At 65.6% G+C, this 15,848-nt stretch carries 15 protein-coding genes and 1 tRNA gene; 8 read left to right on the top strand and 8 right to left on the bottom strand.

Features of this window, described 5'->3' with window-relative positions; all coding sequences use genetic code 11:
* Window positions 1-36: 36 nt before the first annotated feature.
* Window positions 37-207 carry a zinc-finger domain-containing protein gene (locus WDC82_RS06970; RefSeq protein ID WP_340116531.1) on the bottom strand — a complete coding sequence of 57 codons (171 nt, stop codon included), beginning with the start codon at window positions 205-207 and terminating at the stop codon, window positions 37-39.
* Window positions 208-281: 74 nt separating this feature from the next.
* Window positions 282-1,697, bottom strand: a complete 1,416-nt coding sequence (locus WDC82_RS06965) for a hypothetical protein (RefSeq protein ID WP_340116530.1) — start codon at window positions 1,695-1,697, stop codon at window positions 282-284.
* 305 nt (window positions 1,698-2,002) lie between these two features.
* Between WDC82_RS06965 and WDC82_RS06960 the strand changes: the two genes are divergently transcribed.
* The 5 genes from WDC82_RS06960 (at window position 2,003) to WDC82_RS06940 (ending at window position 6,282) form a co-directional block, all read left to right on the top strand.
* Complete coding sequence (locus tag WDC82_RS06960; protein ID WP_340116529.1) at window positions 2,003-3,043, top strand: ABC transporter ATP-binding protein; 1,041 nt, start codon at window positions 2,003-2,005, stop codon at window positions 3,041-3,043.
* Entirely contained in the window at window positions 3,030-4,124 is a 1,095-nt protein-coding gene (locus WDC82_RS06955) for a lysophospholipase (protein WP_340116528.1), read from the top strand. The genes WDC82_RS06960 and WDC82_RS06955 overlap by 14 nt, the downstream gene beginning before the upstream one ends.
* Window positions 4,125-4,221: 97 nt before the next feature.
* Window positions 4,222-4,298: transfer RNA gene (locus WDC82_RS06950), tRNA-Arg, on the top strand.
* A 111-nt stretch (window positions 4,299-4,409) separates the two neighbouring features.
* Window positions 4,410-5,546 carry an acyltransferase gene (locus tag WDC82_RS06945; RefSeq protein ID WP_340116527.1) on the top strand — a complete coding sequence of 379 codons (1,137 nt, stop codon included), beginning with the start codon at window positions 4,410-4,412 and terminating at the stop codon, window positions 5,544-5,546.
* A 220-nt stretch (window positions 5,547-5,766) separates the two neighbouring features.
* The gene (locus WDC82_RS06940) at window positions 5,767-6,282 is read left to right on the top strand and encodes a TerB family tellurite resistance protein (RefSeq protein WP_340116526.1); all 516 of its coding nucleotides are present in this window, start codon (window positions 5,767-5,769) and stop codon (window positions 6,280-6,282) included.
* A gap of 13 nt (window positions 6,283-6,295) precedes the next feature.
* On the opposite strand, the gene WDC82_RS06935 is transcribed toward WDC82_RS06940, so the two are convergent.
* Both WDC82_RS06935 and WDC82_RS06930 read right to left on the bottom strand, forming a co-directional pair.
* A complete protein-coding gene (locus WDC82_RS06935; RefSeq protein ID WP_340116525.1) occupies window positions 6,296-7,210 on the bottom strand; it encodes a LysR substrate-binding domain-containing protein in 915 nt (304 codons plus the stop codon).
* 381 nt (window positions 7,211-7,591) lie between these two features.
* Window positions 7,592-8,206: a septation protein A gene (locus WDC82_RS06930; RefSeq protein ID WP_340116524.1), complete on the bottom strand. Its 615-nt coding sequence runs from the start codon at window positions 8,204-8,206 to the stop codon at window positions 7,592-7,594.
* Between the two features lie 209 nt (window positions 8,207-8,415).
* On the opposite strand from WDC82_RS06930, the gene WDC82_RS06925 reads away from it, so the two are divergent.
* On the top strand, window positions 8,416-8,847 hold the full coding sequence (locus WDC82_RS06925; RefSeq protein WP_340116523.1) for a hypothetical protein: 432 nt from the start codon (window positions 8,416-8,418) through the stop codon (window positions 8,845-8,847).
* Window positions 8,848-8,903: 56 nt separating this feature from the next.
* Window positions 8,904-9,410, top strand: a complete 507-nt coding sequence (locus WDC82_RS06920) for an MmcB family DNA repair protein (RefSeq protein WP_340116522.1) — start codon at window positions 8,904-8,906, stop codon at window positions 9,408-9,410.
* 15 nt (window positions 9,411-9,425) lie between these two features.
* Here the strand turns inward: WDC82_RS06920 and rfaE2 are convergent, their stop codons facing one another.
* Window positions 9,426-10,961: a D-glycero-beta-D-manno-heptose 1-phosphate adenylyltransferase gene (rfaE2, locus tag WDC82_RS06915; protein ID WP_340116521.1), complete on the bottom strand. Its 1,536-nt coding sequence runs from the start codon at window positions 10,959-10,961 to the stop codon at window positions 9,426-9,428.
* 302 nt (window positions 10,962-11,263) lie between these two features.
* Here rfaE2 and WDC82_RS06910 point away from each other — a divergent pair, with 302 nt between their 5' ends.
* Entirely contained in the window at window positions 11,264-12,550 is a 1,287-nt protein-coding gene (locus WDC82_RS06910) for a hypothetical protein (RefSeq protein ID WP_340116520.1), read from the top strand.
* Between the two features lie 33 nt (window positions 12,551-12,583).
* On the opposite strand, the gene WDC82_RS06905 is transcribed toward WDC82_RS06910, so the two are convergent.
* From WDC82_RS06905 to cobT, 3 genes are all read right to left on the bottom strand, one after another.
* A complete protein-coding gene (locus tag WDC82_RS06905) occupies window positions 12,584-13,168 on the bottom strand; it encodes an ActR/PrrA/RegA family redox response regulator transcription factor (RefSeq protein ID WP_340116519.1) in 585 nt (194 codons plus the stop codon).
* Window positions 13,169-13,187: 19 nt separating this feature from the next.
* Window positions 13,188-14,627 (bottom strand): ActS/PrrB/RegB family redox-sensitive histidine kinase, encoded by a 1,440-nt coding sequence (locus tag WDC82_RS06900; RefSeq protein ID WP_340116518.1) that lies wholly within the window; start codon window positions 14,625-14,627, stop codon window positions 13,188-13,190.
* 69 nt (window positions 14,628-14,696) lie between these two features.
* Window positions 14,697-15,731, bottom strand: a complete 1,035-nt coding sequence (gene cobT / locus WDC82_RS06895) for a nicotinate-nucleotide--dimethylbenzimidazole phosphoribosyltransferase (protein WP_340116517.1) — start codon at window positions 15,729-15,731, stop codon at window positions 14,697-14,699.
* Window positions 15,732-15,848: the final 117 nt, after the last annotated feature.

Genomic DNA, 15,848 nt, shown 5'->3' with positions numbered 1-15,848 from the left:
GAGCGGGGGAACGCCGGCAAACTGCCAGACTGCTGACTACTCCGCCGCGGTGTCCTGCTTCAGCACGAAGCGGCGCCCGCAGTAGGGGCAGTCGATCTGGCCCTTGCCTTCCATGTTGAGGAAGACGCGGGGGTGGCCGAGCGAAGCCTTGCCGCCGTCGCAGGCCACCTTAGGCTTGTCCACGAGGATGGTTTCGGGCGGCTGCATAGCGTCTCTCCAGATCGTCGGTCGGGCCGAAAGGGGGCGTCGTGGCGGCGATGATAGCGTCAGACGACCAAGGTTCAATCTTCTTGTTTTTCGGGCAGGGTGGCAGGCAGTTCACTTCGGAAGGTTTCGAACTTGCCGCCCGGCCCGCGGGGAATCTCAGGAGGATAACTGAAGGTGACGCGAAACGGGTAGCCACTGCGGAAGCGCAGCCATTCTCGTAGTTTGTCCTCGTCCACTGGCCTCAAGGGTGCGGCCGTCGCAAGCCTAAGTTCGATATCTTCAAGGCTGCGCTGTACAATCTGATACTGGTATATGCCCTCGACGCCGGCGTGGTAGATGTCGCCCAGCATCGGCCAGCCACGCCTTCCGTCCGGATAGCGCAATGTGTTACGGACCCGACCGAGGATGCGGCTGAGCACCGGCAGACCGCGGCCGCAAGAACAGAGATCGCCTGGCTCCGCCATATCGCCGATGGCATAGCGAATCAGCGGCATCGCGAAATTGAGAAGTGACGTGACAACGACCTGGCCGACCTCCCCGGGGCGGCACGGCGTGCCGTTTTCGTCCAGAACCTCAAGGATAACCGACTCGGCTTGGACGTGGTAGGAATCACTCTCCGGACACTGGAGAGCCAAATATCCGTTTTCCTGTGTGCTGTATAGGTCAACTATTTCAAGCTGCCAAATCTCACGACACAACTCCCTGATCTCGGGCGCAAGAAGTTCAGATAGAGTCCGCACGCCTCGAAGGCTAGGTATCTTGATACTTTTCCTACCGCAGTAGATCAGCAGATCGCGCAGTGCTGATGGATATGTCAGAAGATATTCCGGCTGAACCCGCAACAACCATTCGGCCTGTTGTTCCGCCGAGGTTGAGACGTTCAGCACGGCGCTGGGGCCGGTCTCAACGAAGCTGTGCGTGGAGCGTCCCCAGGACGCAGATCTTCCTCCCTTCGGGAGATCTGCCACGCCCGCAGCGAAAGGCCTGATTGCCGCCATGACCGCTGAGAAATCGCGACCGTGCCAAAGATGATCACGGAGCGTAATGGCATCCCACATGGCTTGAGCGAGGCGGGTGCCTCGAACGGTAACGACTTGGCCAGTGGAACCGCTCGAAGAAATCTCGTAGATGCCGCCGTGGTCCTTCGGCACCTCCGGGCAATAGAGGCTGGTGCCGGCCTCTTGCAGGGCGCTGCGTGTGAGGATCGGAATGCGCGACCACACCTCCTCCGTCACCGGCTTACCCGGCAGATAGCCCGCCTCGGCTAGGCGGTCACGATAGTAGGGGATCTGGCGATAGGCATGATGCAGCAGGTTGGCGGCCTGGTGCAGCTGCTGGGCGCGCAGGTCCTCCGGCGTCCACCATTGGCTGGCGTCCAGCTGCAGCAGCAGGGCCGCCAGCCGGGCCGCCTCGGGCGCCGGCAGCGCCGGCCAGGCGATCGTGGGATGGCCGCTCAGCAGCGGCTGATAACGGGAAGTCGGGCGCGTCATGGGTTCCCGATAGCACTGGCAGCCTGCCGAAGGCAAAAGGCTTGTATCCGAGCTTCCACGGGCGCGCGCGACCTAATTCCGGTATAGGAAAAGAAATCAGCAATTGAACAGGGTGCAAACGCGCTTGCGCTCAGCGCCTCGCCGCCCGTGTTGACCCCGCCAGCGGGGCGGTGCTACCCATGGCCGCCGCCCGTACTGTGGCAGACCTCTGCCTCCGACGCTCCCCCCGGACCGGGTGCCGGCGATCCGAATGCCGCCGACCCCGAGTACCGCTGTTTGGGGTAGCCCTGCTAGAATAGGCCGTAATGACCCAAGACACTTCCAGCCGAACCCAGGCCGGCGACGTCACCGCGAACCCGGCCCTGCCTGAGTTGGCCGTTTCAGTGCGCGGATTGACCAAGACCTACAAAGCCAGCGGCAAGTCGCCGGCCAAGACCGCCCTGAAGGCGGTCGACCTGGACATCCCGCGCGGCAGCCTGTTCGGCCTGCTGGGCCCCAACGGCGCCGGCAAGTCGACGCTGATCAACATCCTGGCGGGCCTGGTGAACAAGACCGCCGGCAGCGCCAGCATCTGGGGCTACGACATCGATGCGAACCCGCGCCAGTCACGCGCAGCCATCGGCGTGGTGCCGCAGGAACTGAACATCGATCCCTTCTTCACGCCGCGCGAGCTGCTGGAGCTGCAGGCCGGTCTCTACGGCGTGCCGCCGGCCGAGCGCATGAGCGACCGCATCCTCGCCGCCATGGGCCTTGCGGACAAGGCCGAGGCCTATGCACGCACCCTGTCCGGCGGCATGCGTCGGCGCCTCATGGTGGCCAAGGCCATGGTGCACCAGCCGCCGGTGCTGGTGCTCGACGAGCCGACGGCGGGCGTCGACATCGAGCTGCGCCAGCAGCTCTGGGCCAACGTGCGCGAGCTGAACCGTGCCGGCACCACGGTGCTGTTGACCACGCACTACCTGGAAGAGGCCGAGGAGCTCTGCGACCGCATCGCCATCATCAACCACGGACGGGTGATCGCCTGCGACGACACCGGCAGCCTGTTGGCGCGGCTCGACAACAAGACGCTGACTTTGGTCTTCGGCCAGGATCTCGCCGGCGTGCCCGACAGCCTGGCCGGCTTCACGCCCGACCAGGTGGGCCCGCGCCGCCTGCGCTTCCACTACCGCGCCAGCGAAAGCCCGGTTCCGCAGATTCTCGCCGCCGTCACGGGCGCCGGCCTTTCCGTCGTCGACATGTCGACCGAGGAGACCGATCTGGAGGACATCTTCCTGCAGCTGACCCGCGGCGCCCATGACGGCAGCGGAGACGCCCCCGACGCCAAAGGTGACGATGCGGCGGCCTAGCGGGCGGCACGACTGGCGGATGCGGGCGCGGCTGCTGCCGGCATTGTTGTTCCTGATTCTGGCCGCCTGCGCCCCGCGCCTCGCGCCGCCGGGGCCCGGTCTGGAGACCCTGGGCCTCGCGGCGCCGGCCATAGCCGACGACCGCTTCATCACCGCCGACGGAACGAGCTTGCCGCTGCGCCGCTGGACGCCGGCCGAGGGAAAGGCGCCGCACGGCATGATCCTGGCCCTGCACGGCTTCAACGACTACAGCCACGCCTTTGCGAACTCCGGCGCGGCACTGGCCGCCGAGGGCCTCATCGTCTACGCCTACGACCAGCGCGGCTTCGGCGCGGCGCCCAACCGCGGCCTGTGGCCCGGCATCGACACGCTGACCGGCGACCTCGCCGATGCCGCCCGCCTGCTGCGCCGCCGCCATCCCGACCTGCCGCTCTACCTGCTGGGCGAGTCCATGGGCGGTGCGGTGATCCTTGCCGCCCTGGCCGATTCCGACACTTCCGTGAATGCTCTTGAGGCCGACGGTGTCATCCTGGCGGCCCCGGCGGTCTGGGCGCGTTCCACCATGCCGTTCCACCAGCGCGCCGCGTTGTGGCTCGGTGCCCGTCTGATCCCCTGGGCGCGCTTTTCCGGCCGCGGCCTCGGCATCCAGGCCTCCGACAACATCGAGATGCTGCGCGCCCTCGGCCGCGACCCGCTGTTCATCAAGGAAACCCGCACCGATGCCGTCTACGGCCTGGTGAACCTGATGGACGCCGCCTTGGCGGCGGCTCCCACGGTGGAGGCCGAGACCCTGCTGCTCTATGGCGCGCGCGATCAGGTGGTGCCGGCCAAGCCGACTTTCCGCTTCTGGCGCAACCTGCCGGCCGCGGACGAAGGCAGGACTGACCGGCGCCAGCGCTTCGCCCTTTACCCCGAGGGCTGGCATATGCTGCTGCGCGACCTGCAGGCCCAGGTGGTGATACAGGACATCGCCGCCTGGACCCGCGACCCCAAGGGCCCGCTGCCGTCGGGCGCAGAGGCCTACGCCGCCGCCGCGCTGCACGGCACCGACCCCGAGGAAGCGACCGCCGCCGCCCGCTGAACGGGCGAGGGAGGACTGGAAACCGGGGCGGCAAAGCCCTTTGCGCCCCTGGGATACTTGCAGTATTGTCGCGCCATTCCAGGGTAGACGCCCATGGGGACCCGTAGCTCAGCTGGATAGAGCGCTGCCCTCCGAAGGCAGAGGTCACAGGTTCGAATCCTGTCGGGTCCGCCAACCCTGAATTTCGATCTTACCAATCGGTAGTGGCTAATGCGCGTGGAAGGGATCTGGGCACCAGCTGTTGTGGATAGGCTGCCTTTTAAGACCCTGTCTTACGCTTAAGCCATGATAGACGCTTCACGCGAAAACTCGAAAGTCTCCCAGGCTCCCTATCGGCCGTTTGGAGCCTTCCGTTTCATCCTCGCGCTCGCCGTCGTCTTCGGTCACGGCGGATGGCTGGCTGGCGGGACACTGGGTGATCTTATTGCCGCAAGCAGGATGGGCAGTGCGGCGGTTCTATGTTTTTTTGTCCTCTCAGGGTTCATTTTGGCTGAGGCAGCCTCGACGTTTTACGCAGGTCGCTGGCAGGCGCTTGCGATAAACCGCATCCTGAAAATTGTACCTGGGTTCCTCGGTGCTTTAATCCTTTCGCTGATTGTTCATTTTTCAGTCACGCGGCTCGGCCTGCTAGATCGTGCGGTCGCTTTCGAGGGAATCAACCCTGTATCGGCCGAGATTTGGACCACCGCAAACGTTGGCTACAATACATTAGCGATCGTCCCTTTTTTGAGGCCGGATGAAGCGTGGTATTACTTCGGCCGTATCTATCTTTTCGTCCGGTACGTATGGGCGATCAACGTAGAAGTGATGTTTTATGTATTACTCACGATTACCGTTGCTTTGGTGCCGCGGTCGTGGGCCATACGAGCTATAGCAATGGCCATTGCAACGCTCGGCTGCGTAATACTAGCGGGTGCCAATCTGCTGACGCTCGATAGCGTCGTTTTCTATGCTCGCTTCGCACCGTTCTTTTTGCTTGGCATCACGATCTTCTTTGCCCGACGAACGCGGTCGCCGGGCGTTTATCTCGTCTTACTAGTTGCAGCGCTCGCTAGCTTGTATTTGGGCTTTGAACATGTGGGAACCACGGGCGGCGGCATCGTCTTTGTTCTCTTCCTAGCGGCACTTGTCGTACTAAGCCGGACCGAGGCCTTTCTTATCTCCACCCGCATGGACCGCCGGTTAGGTGATCTTTCGTATTCCCTCTATCTTAATCACTATGCGGTTCTAGTTTGCCTTAGCGCGGCAACCCCGAAGCCAGGGATAGCTTGGTTTATCGGTGGCGTCTTTCTCTCCGTGGTTATTGCCGCCGCGATGCAGTTCATCGTTGAGCGGCCTCTGACGCGAGTGAGGGCCACGGTGCGAGGCGTGTATCTTGGGGAAAACCAGTCACCCGCACGAGCGGTGCGGCTGGCAGAATAAGGCGGATTTCGTCGGACGATAGTCTCGTTCTTCTGCTTTCCGCACCATGAATCAAGATGCACCTTCGACAGAATTGATCCGGCTGCTGGAAAGGTCTGCGGGTGCCGATCGGCGCTTTCTCCCCTCAGTTCCACTCCGCACCGCCGAATCCCGCTTCAAAATCTGCGGTTGCCCGCCTAGGATCTTGCTCCATCACGGGTTATGGAGCGGAAGACTGCCCATGCACATACTGCTCGCGATCCTCGGCGTCGCCATCGGCGTTGGCTTTTGGCTCTGGCGCGCGCGCCTGGCCGCCAAGGCCGTCATCGACACCGCCGACGACGTCCGCGCCGCGGTGCGCCGCTTCGGCTATCGGCGCAAGTCCAACACCAACCCGCTGGACGGCATCGACGATCCGCGCCTCGCCGCTGCCGGCATCCTCGCGGCCTTCGCCAGCATGGACGGCGGCATCGGCCGCGCAGAAATCGCCAGCATCGCGGAGGAATGCCGCCGCGGCTTTCAGACCGACGCCGGCGAGGCCGAGCAGATCGGGGCCTACGGACGCTGGCTGGTGCAGCAGTCGACCAACATGGACGAAGCAGTGCGCCGCCTCGCGCGGAACCTGGAGGGCAAGCTGAGCGACGTCGAGAAGGACCAGCTTATGGGCATGATCGAGCGCGTCGCCTCCGTCGAGGAGGGCGCACTGTCGGATGCTCAGCGCTACACCCTAGACCAGCTCGCCCGCCAGCTGAACTGAACCGCCGGCTTCCTCATGCCGTCCTTTCCTTCGCCTCGACCAGGATCCAGTCGCGAAAGGCCGCCGCCTGCGGCGTCAGCGGCGGGTCGGTGGGGACCAGCAGGTAGAATGACTGCTCCGAGCGCAGCGTCGCCTCGATGGGGCGGATAAGGACGCCGCGCGCGAGAAAGTCCTCGGCCAGGCGGCCACCGCCCAACGCGATGCCCTGGCCGTCCAGTACCGCCTGGGTCAGAACCAGATAGTTGTCGAACTCCAGGCTCGGCCCGCGTGGGCGGGCAGTGACGCCCATGGCGGCGAGCCAGGCCTCCCAGCTCACCCAGTTGCGGTCGAACTCCACCAGGTGCAGCAGCGTCTCCTCCAAGAGGTCGGTGACCGACTGCAGCGGGCGGCGCCGCGCCATGTAGGCGGGCGCGCAGACCGGAAAGACGTGATTGTCGAGCAGGTGCAGCGCCTCAGCCCCGGTCCAGCGGCCGCGTCCGTAACGCACCGCGAGGTCGATGCCCGAGGCGGTGAGGTCGCGCACCGGCGCCGAGGCGACCAGGCGCAACTGGATCTCCGGGTGCGCGGCACGGAACTTGGCGACCCGCGACATCAGCCAGTAGTTGGCGAAGGTGACGCTGGTCGAGACCGTCAGTTCCCCTTCGCGCCGTACCCGCCGCAGGTCGGCGGCCGTCGTGGCGATGTGCCCGAGGCCCATGGTGACGGCGGCGAACAGCCGCGTCCCCGCCGCGGTCAGCGCCAGACCGCGCGGCTGGCGCTCGAAGAGGCGCTGGCCGAGGTTGTCCTCCAGCAGCTGGACCTGTCGGCTGACCGCCGCCTGGGTCACGCTCAGCTCGGCCGCCGCGCGGGTGAAATTGAGGTGCCGCGCGGCGGCCTCGAAGGTCACCAGGGAGTTCGCCGGCGGCAGCCGGTGTCGCAGGAGAGCCATCAGGAATTGTTATATCACAATGAGAATTCGTGCAATTCCATTGCCCCGGTCTTTGCGGTCTAATCTCCTTGAGTTTCAATAGGTTTCCTTTTCAGACCGATCAACAGGGTGGTCTGAAAATGAAGCCGGCAGGCGGACAGGCTCCAACAAAACGCTATGCCAAGGGTTATGATGGTGAGCGCGCGCCGGGAAGCATGACTCTTCCCCGATGCAGCTGCCCCGTCGTTCCGGAGCAACCTGCCGCAGCCGCGGCCTTATCCCGCCGGTCTCACTCCCGGCGTGGTCCTCACAGCCCGGCCTGAGGCAGGCTGCACTTTCCGACCTCACTCCGGCCGGTATCGCGCCAGCGGTGCCGGCCCTTTTCTTGCGCCAGGAACACGCTCATTCGCCGTGCTTGCCGGCCCCTTCCTTGTCGGCGTCGTCGTCCAAACCCAGCATGTGCGCGCGCATGAAATAGACCTGGGAAGCGACGAATACGAAGGTGAGCGCCATGATGCCGAATACCTTGAAGGTGACCCAGAAATCGGTCGACTGGGTGCGCCAGACCGCCTCATTCACCGCGGCCATGGCGAGGAAGAAAACGGCGAAACGGAACGACAGCTTGTGCCAGCCGTCGTCGTCGAGCGGCCAGGCCGAGCCGAGCAGCGGCTTCAGCAAGGGGCGCTTCAGCAGCAGCCCCCCGAACAGCACGACCGCAAAGATCAGCTGTACGATGGTCGGCTTCATCTTGATGAAGGTCTCGTCCTGCAGCCACAGCGTCAGCCCGCCGAAAATGCCGACCACGGCGGCGGTGACCAGCGGCATCATGGGGACCCGGCGCTCGACGAGCAGCGCCAGCACCAGCGCGACCGCGGTCGCCGCCATGATCGCCACCGTGGCGGCGGTCAGATCCCTTAGCCAGTAGACAAGGAAGAATGCCGCCAAGGGGCCGTAGTCCACCAGCGGTCTTAGCCAGCTGGGGCCGCCTTGGCCCGGGGTAGACCCGGTTGATGCCATCGAAAAGAACCTCCAGGTTGTGAAGCCGGTCACGCCGGCCAATGGGAATATAGAGGTGCCAAGCCCCGAATGCATCCCGTACGGCCGGCGGAGACCGGTCCCGGCCCGGACCACTTAGCCTAAATTGAATCGATCCCTTAACAGCTTCTTAAGCGGCCTTGTGACATTCTCTGGTCAATCAGCGATAGGCAAGGCAGGGAGCCGGCTCAATGTTCCAGCAGTCCGCGACATCGGAAGACGCATCCGCCGTTTCCGTTCCCGCCGCCAGCGAGCCCCGCTCGATCGATTCGCCGCAGATCGCCCCCAAGAACACCGGCGATCCTTTCCTGGATCACTATTTCAAACGCATCGACCCGCGCGTCGCCGCGTCCTTCTCGCCGGAGCAATGCGAGGCGATCAAGACCATGTTCGGGGCACGCGGCATCGCCAAGCACTCGGTGGAGATCCGCCGCTCGCTGCCGATCGGGCGCGGGCGCTACTACCTGGTGCTGCTGCTCGGGCGCGAGCGCCGCACCTTCGGTCGGCTCTACAGCGAAGGCGCCATCTCCGCCTCCTTCAACATTCTGGGCTACGCGATCACCGCCGCCCTGTGGATGCTGCCGGCCGTGGGTGCTGCGCTGCTTTTGCAGGCTCTGCTGTAAAGTTCCTGACTTAACATCTGCTGCATGGCAGCGGTCGCCGGGTTATCCTGGCGGCCATGCCGATCCCGCCCAACAGCCATCTTAGATCGCTGCCCGACGAGGCAACAGTATTAGAGCGCTCGCACGCCGCGGCCCTGCTGTCGCGTGGCCTTAGCCGTTTCTTTGCTGCCCACGGTCTGGTCAGCCTGCCGGAGTTTACCCTTGCCTCGGGCCGCCGGGCCGACCTCATCTGCTTCGACGCCAAGAGCCGCATCACCATCGTAGAGATCAAATCGAGCATCGAGGACTTCCGGACCGACCAGAAGTGGCCCGGCTACCTGGAATTCTGCGACGCCTTCTATTTTGCGGTGCCGGAAAGCTTTCCCCAGTCGCTGATCCCGGCGGACCAGGGTCTCATGGTCGCGGATGGCTATAGCGCGACAGTGATCCGCGAGTCGGCCGGCCTCACGCTGAACGCTGCACGCCGCCGCACCCTGCTGCTGCAGTTCGCCCGGCTTGCCGCCCGGCGCCTGCAGGTGCTCACCGACCCGGACAGCCTGCCCGGACAACTCGACAGTTTCTGAGCGTGGATCCGCGTCTCAGCCCCCTGCGAGCTTTTCGATGGTGGCCGTGGTCGAGTGGCCGGGCGCCAGTTCGGCCAGCACCACGCGACCGCCATAACGCTGCACGATATCGGCGCCGACCACCTGCGCCAGGCTATAGTCGGCCCCTTTCACCAGCACGTCGGGCTTCAGCGCCTCGATCAGCTTCAGCGGCGTGTCCTCGCCGAAAATCACCACCCGATTGACGCTGGCCAGCGAGGCGAGCACGGCGGCGCGCGCCGCTTCGCCCTGCACCGGGCGCAACGTGCCTTTGAGACGCCGCACCGAGGCATCGCTGTTGAGGCCGACGATCAGGCGGTCGCAGGCCTTGCGCGCCTGTTCCAACAGCGAGACGTGGCCCGGATGCAGCAGATCGAAACAACCGTTGGTAAAGCCGACCGTGAGCCCTGCTTGGCGCCAGCGGGCGACCTGGTCGGCGAGGCCTTCGAGATCGCTGACCTTCGCCTCCGCCGCCAGCAGCTCGGAGGCATGCAGGGCGTGCAGGATTTCACCCGGCCGGGCCACCGCCGTGCCCAGCTTGCCGACCACGATGGCGGCGGCCACGTTGGCCAGTTGCGCTGCAGTGATCGCCGGCAGGCCGGCGCCGATCGCCGCCGCGAAAGCCGCCACCACGGTATCGCCGGCGCCGGAGACGTCGTAGACCTCGCGCGCCTCCGCCTTCAAGTGATGCACCTGCGTTGCGCCGACACCGGTGGCGACGGTCATGCCTTGCTCGCTGCGCGTCGCCAGCACGGCGCCGATGCCGGCCTCGCCGATCACCTTCAGCGCCGCCGAGGCCACCGCGGCATCGTCGCCGGTCGGCAGGCCGCTGGCTTCCTGCAGTTCTCGGCGATTGGGCGTGATCCAAGCGGCGCCGCGGTAGCGCGCGAAGTCGCGCCCCTTGGGGTCGACGATCACCGGGCAGTCGCGCACCGACGCCGCCGCGATTACCGCCGCGATCACGCCGTCGCTCAACAGGCCTTTGCCGTAGTCGGAGAGAATCACCGCCGCCGCGCCGTCCAGCGCCGCCAGCGCCGCCGCCGTCACGCGGGCTTCGACGCCTTCGCCGAGGACGCCTTCCGGATCGCGGTCGACGCGCAGCAGCTGCTGCCCGGAGGAAATGAAGCGGTCTTTGATGGTCGTGGGCCGGCCCTGGGCGCGGATCAGTTCCACGGTGCCGCCGACCGGTTGCAGGCAGCCGCGGGCCAGAGCCTCGACCTCCGCCCCGGCAGTGTCCTCGCCGACGACGGCGATGCCGCGCGGGCAGGCGCCGAGTGCCGCCAGGTTGCGCAGCACGTTGCCGGCGCCGCCGAGCATCGCGGTTTCCCGCTCAATGCGCAGCACCGGGATCGGCGCCTCAGGGGAGATGCGCTCGACCGCGCCATAGACGAAACGGTCCAGCATGATGTCACCCAGCACCAGCACCGGCACACCAACCAGCCGCTCGATAGCGGCGGACACGTCGTCACCAGCCAGGTCGGGCCCGGCTCCATCACTTCGATCCGGCGTACCGGCCTTGCTGTCTCGGGTCATGCTTGCCTGCCGGCGCCGGGCCGGTCCCTTTCGATCACGCAATCGGCTCATCGAGCCAAATGGTTGAATAGTATTTCTTACTAACACTTTTAACGTTCGAACGCCGCCACGATCACTATTTCCTTTTCTTCCCAACCTGCCCTACTGGATCCTGCGCAGGCAGGCAAGCCGTTCCCAAACGTCGGAATTCCGCCCTCGTGATAGAGATACAAACGGGATTTTAACCAAATCGAAAGCGCTAGATTCCTATCCTTCTTGAGCAGGTCGACAGGCCGCATTCGACCAGGGAGCCGCTTACCCCGATGAACACGTCAGCCAGTCAGCAACCACGCATGCAGGAGCAGGCACTGCTCAACCACGTGAAGCGGCTGGAACGCGCCGGCAGCGACCACTATGCCGTCCAGGTTCATCTTTCCAAGCTGCTCACCTTCCAGCGCCTGCCCGAGTGCTTCGAAGTAGTGCGCACCATGCTGGCCCGCGATGCCAAGAAGTGCGACGCCAGTCTCTTTGCGACATCCACAAACGATCTCTTCGTGGTTTATTCCCGCGAGGCGCTGACCCACATCGATGAAGCGCTGGCGCGGATATGTCATGTGCTGGGGATCGACCCGTTCTTCGCCGATGGCGATAGCGCGACTCAAGATTTCTGCAGCTATTTCGATCTCGACAGCCAATTCACCGAGTTGACCGAGCGCGTTGAATCCCTGATCCAGTCACGCGCCGAACAGGAGCGCCTCGCACGCACGGCCAAGAAGAGCCAGGGGGCCGGAAAGCCGCTCGATCTGGGCAACCTGGCCGCACTGGAGAAAGCCATCGCCCAGGCCGACCTCTCAGGCATGACCAGCCGGCAGGCGATCTGCGAAGTCAACGACGACGGCCGACCGGTGCCGTTGTTCTACGAACTGTTCACATCGATCGGCGCGCTGCGCCAGACGCTGCTGCCGGACCAGGATCTTATCTCCGACCGTTGGCTGTTCCAGTATCTCACCACCAAGCTGGACCAGCGCATGCTGGCCTGGCTGACCAAGAACGACGATGCGACGCTGAAGCATTCCTTCAGCCTGAACATCAACATCGCCAGCGTGCTGTCGCCGCGCTTCCTTGAGTTTGACGGTCTGCTCGACAAGACCCGCCGCAATACCATCGTCATTGAGCTTCAAAAGACCGACGTCTTCGCCGATATCGCGCGCTTCATCTTCGCGCGCGAGTTCCTGCTGGACCGCGGCTACCGCATCTGCCTCGACGGTCTGACCGCGCTGTCACTGCCATTCATCGACCGCCACAAGCTGGGTTTCGAGCTTGTGAAGCTGCATTGGACCCCGCAGCTGCGCCAGCAGGCCGAAGGCAAGGACGGTGACACGCTGCGCGCGGCCATCGAAGCCACCAACCCGCGCCGCATCATCATGATGCGCTGTGAATCCGACGATGCCATCGGCCTTGGCCACAAATTGGGCATCTCGCTGTTCCAGGGCTACTTCCTGGACCACCTGCTGTCCGAGAAAATCACCCGCGAAGAGGCGGCCGAACGCCTGAGCGCCGCCCTGGCGCGCCATCGCCGCGTCGCCAGTCCGGCGCAAGCAGCCTCCTAACCGACAGGCCCCGCATCGCTGAGCAGCGGCGTGTCAGTTGCGCGGCGCATACTTGGCGAGAATACGCTGTAGCGTGCGTCGGTGCATGCGCAGGCGCCGCGCGGTTTCCGATACATTGCGATCACACTGCTCGTAAACGCGCTGGATGTGTTCCCAGCGCACGCGGTCCGCGCTCATCGGATTGCACGGCGGCGGCGGCAGTGCTTCGCCGCGCTCCAGCAGTGCGGCCTCCACCTGGTCGGCATCGGCCGGCTTCGGCAGGTAGTCTGTCGCGCCGGCCTTCACCGCCGCGACAGCCGTGGCGATGTTGCCGTAGCCGGTCAGCACAATGACGCGGGCGTCGTCGCGCGCCTCGCGCAACGCCTGCACCACCTCAAGGCCGGAGCCGTCGTCGAGCCGCAGGTCGACGACCGCGTAACGGGGAGCCAGGCGTCGTGCCAAGGCAAGCCCGTCGGCCACGTTGTAGGCGGTCTGCACGGCAAAGCCGCGACGCTCCATGGCGCGGGCCAGACGATCGCAGAAGCGCTGATCGTCGTCGACGATCAGCAGGTTGCGCAACGCCTCCGGCAGCAGCGTCTCTTCGTTCTCAGGGCCTTCGGGTTCCGACTGGCCTGTCATACCGCTTTCCTCACTCGACTTATGCCTGTTCCGTTTTGCCAAAGCCCGGCACGCCGGCCGTCGCCGCTGCACCGCCGTGCTCAGCCCTCGCCGGGACCTCCAGGCTGCTGCGCGGCCAGCGGATCTCCACCACGGCGCCGCCGACCGCCTCGTTGCCGACCCCCTCGCTACCGACGACGTCGTTGGAGAAATCCAGGGTGGCCCCGTGGTGGGCCAGCAGCGTCTGGGCGATGAAGATGCCGAGCCCCATGTGCTGGTCCTCGCCGCGCCGGCGCGCTCGGGCGCCGGTCGAATAATAGGGTTCGCCGAGCCGACTGAGAACCGTCAGGTCGAAGCCCGGGCCGTCGTCGGCGATCCGCAGCATCACCGACTCCTCGTCCCAGGTCAGCTCCACCTGCACCCGCTTGCGGGCGAACTGCACCGCGTTCTGGATGATGGTGCCGACCCCATGCAGCACCTCGGCATTGCGCGTCACCGTCGGCTGCGGCGCGGTGCTGTCGATCGCTGGCGTGGCATTGATCTCCAGTTCGACACCGTCGCGCCGGTGCGGCGCGGCCGCGGCCTCGACAAGGGCGACCATCGGCAGCTGATGATACGGCGAGCCGTCGTCGCTCTCGGGCCGTTCGGCCAGGCTCGCGAGGATCGAGCGGCAGCGCAGCGATTCGGCATGCAGCAGGTTGACATCGTCACGCAGCGGCGAACCCTCCGGCAACTCGCGCTGCAGCTCGCGCGCCACCACCGCGATGGTGCCGAGGGGCGTGCCCAGCTCGTGCGCCGCCGCGGCAGCCAGGCCGCCAAGCGCCGATAGCTGCTGCTCGCGCGCCAGTGCCAGCTGCGTGGCCGAAAGAGCCTGCGACATGCGCTGGGTCTCCTGCGCCACCGAGGAGACGTAAGAAGCGATGAAGATCACCGCGATGACCAGCGCCACCCAGACGCCGGCGATGTAGGTCGGCGACAGCAGGATGCCGGCCTGCGGCCAGGGCAGCGGCAGGTGCCAGACCGCGAGGAAGGAGGCAAGGACGACGGCCATGGCCGAGAGCACCATGGTGCTGCGGCGTGACAGTGCCCAGCCGGAGATCACTACCGGCGCGAGGATGAGGATGGAGAAGGGATTCTGCAGGCCGCCGGTGAGGCACAAAAGCGCAGCCAGCAGCACCAGGTCGAAGCAAAGATTCCAGAAAGCCTCACGGTCGCTGACCCAGGTCGCCGTCGGGCGGGCGATGGAGATCACCACGTTGAGTGCGCCGGAGGCCGCGATCACTGCCATCGCGGGCACGAAGGGGATCTCGAATCCGAGGCCGAAGTAGACCACCGCCAGGGATATCGCCTGTCCTAGCAGGGCGATCCAACGGATGAGCACCAGGGTTCTGAGCCGCAGCCGACCCTCCTGGGGCGGCGCAGCAACCGACGCGAGAGGGAGCGGCGCGGCCGCCGGGGCGAGAGAGGGCGGCTTGACCATGGACTAGAGTTTCGTCTCCCGGCCCGGAAAGGCAAGACCCCAGGCCGACCAGATCTAACTCTCTGATTTTTAGGCGCTATCTCCCGGCCCCGAAACGCCGGCCTCGGCGAAGGTTGCCATGCCGTTGTGGCAGGCGACTGCCGCCTTCAGCAGCAGCACGGCGATCATCGCGCCAGAAGCCTCGCCCAGGCGCATGCCGAGGTCGACCACCGCGCGTTTGCCAAGACGCGCCAGCAGGCGCTTGTGACCCGGCTCGGCTGACACATGCGAAACCAGGCAGTGGTCGAGCGAGGCGGGGTCGATCGCGTACAGCACCGCCGCCGCCGCGGTGGCGGCATAGCCATCCAGCACCACCGGCGTACGCGCCATGCGTGCCGCGAGCACAGCGCCGGCGATCGCCGCCAGCTCGCGCCCCCCCAGGCGGCAGAGCACCTGCAGCGGATCGCCAAGGGCGTCGCGATGCAGTTCCACAGCCTTTTCGACCAGCGCCACCTTGGCCGCCAAGCGGGCGTCGTCGACGCCGGTGCCTGGCCCAACCCAGTCCGCCGCTTCGCCACCGAACAGGCCGTGGCAGAGCGCGGCCGCGGCGGTGGTGTTGCCAATGCCCATCTCGCCCAGCGCCAGCACGTCGATGCCGGTCTCGACCGCCATCATGCCGTAGGCCATGGCGTGGCAGCAGTCGATCTCGCTCATCGCGGGCCCCTCGGAGATGTCGCCCGTCGGCTCCTCCAGCGCCATCTCGTAGACCCTGAGGTCCGCGTTGGCGAGACTGCACAGCTGGTTCACCGCCGCGCCGCCTTCGATGAAGTTCTGCACCATCTGGGCGGTCACCTCGGCCGGATAGGCGGAAACACCCTTGGCCGCGATGCCGTGGTTGCCGGCGAAGACGGCCGTGTAGGGTCGCTCCACGGAGGGCGGGTTACGGCCCTGCCACGTCGCCAGCCAGACTGCCAATTCCTCCAGCCGGCCGAGCGAGCCGGCCGGCTTGGTGAGCTGCGCCTGCCGGGCGAGCGCCACCTCGGCAGCCTCCTCGTCGGCTTGCGGCAGGACCTTCAGCAGGTCACGGATCTCGTCCAGACTGGTAATGTCCTCGGCGGCCGTCATCTCAAAAAACCTCCCCAAAGCCGCTCGCCGGGATTGGGCCGGAGCGGCGACTTGACTTATAACCGGCTGATACAGGAAGGCAAATCGGACGCGGGGGCGTTTTTTAAGACACGACCC

The organism is Pelagibius sp. 7325 (assembly GCF_037652055.1).
Lineage (GTDB): Bacteria > Pseudomonadota > Alphaproteobacteria > Kiloniellales > Kiloniellaceae > Pelagibius.
The sequence above is the reverse complement of the archived record's forward strand: the minus strand, read 5'-3'. Positions and strand labels throughout refer to the sequence as shown.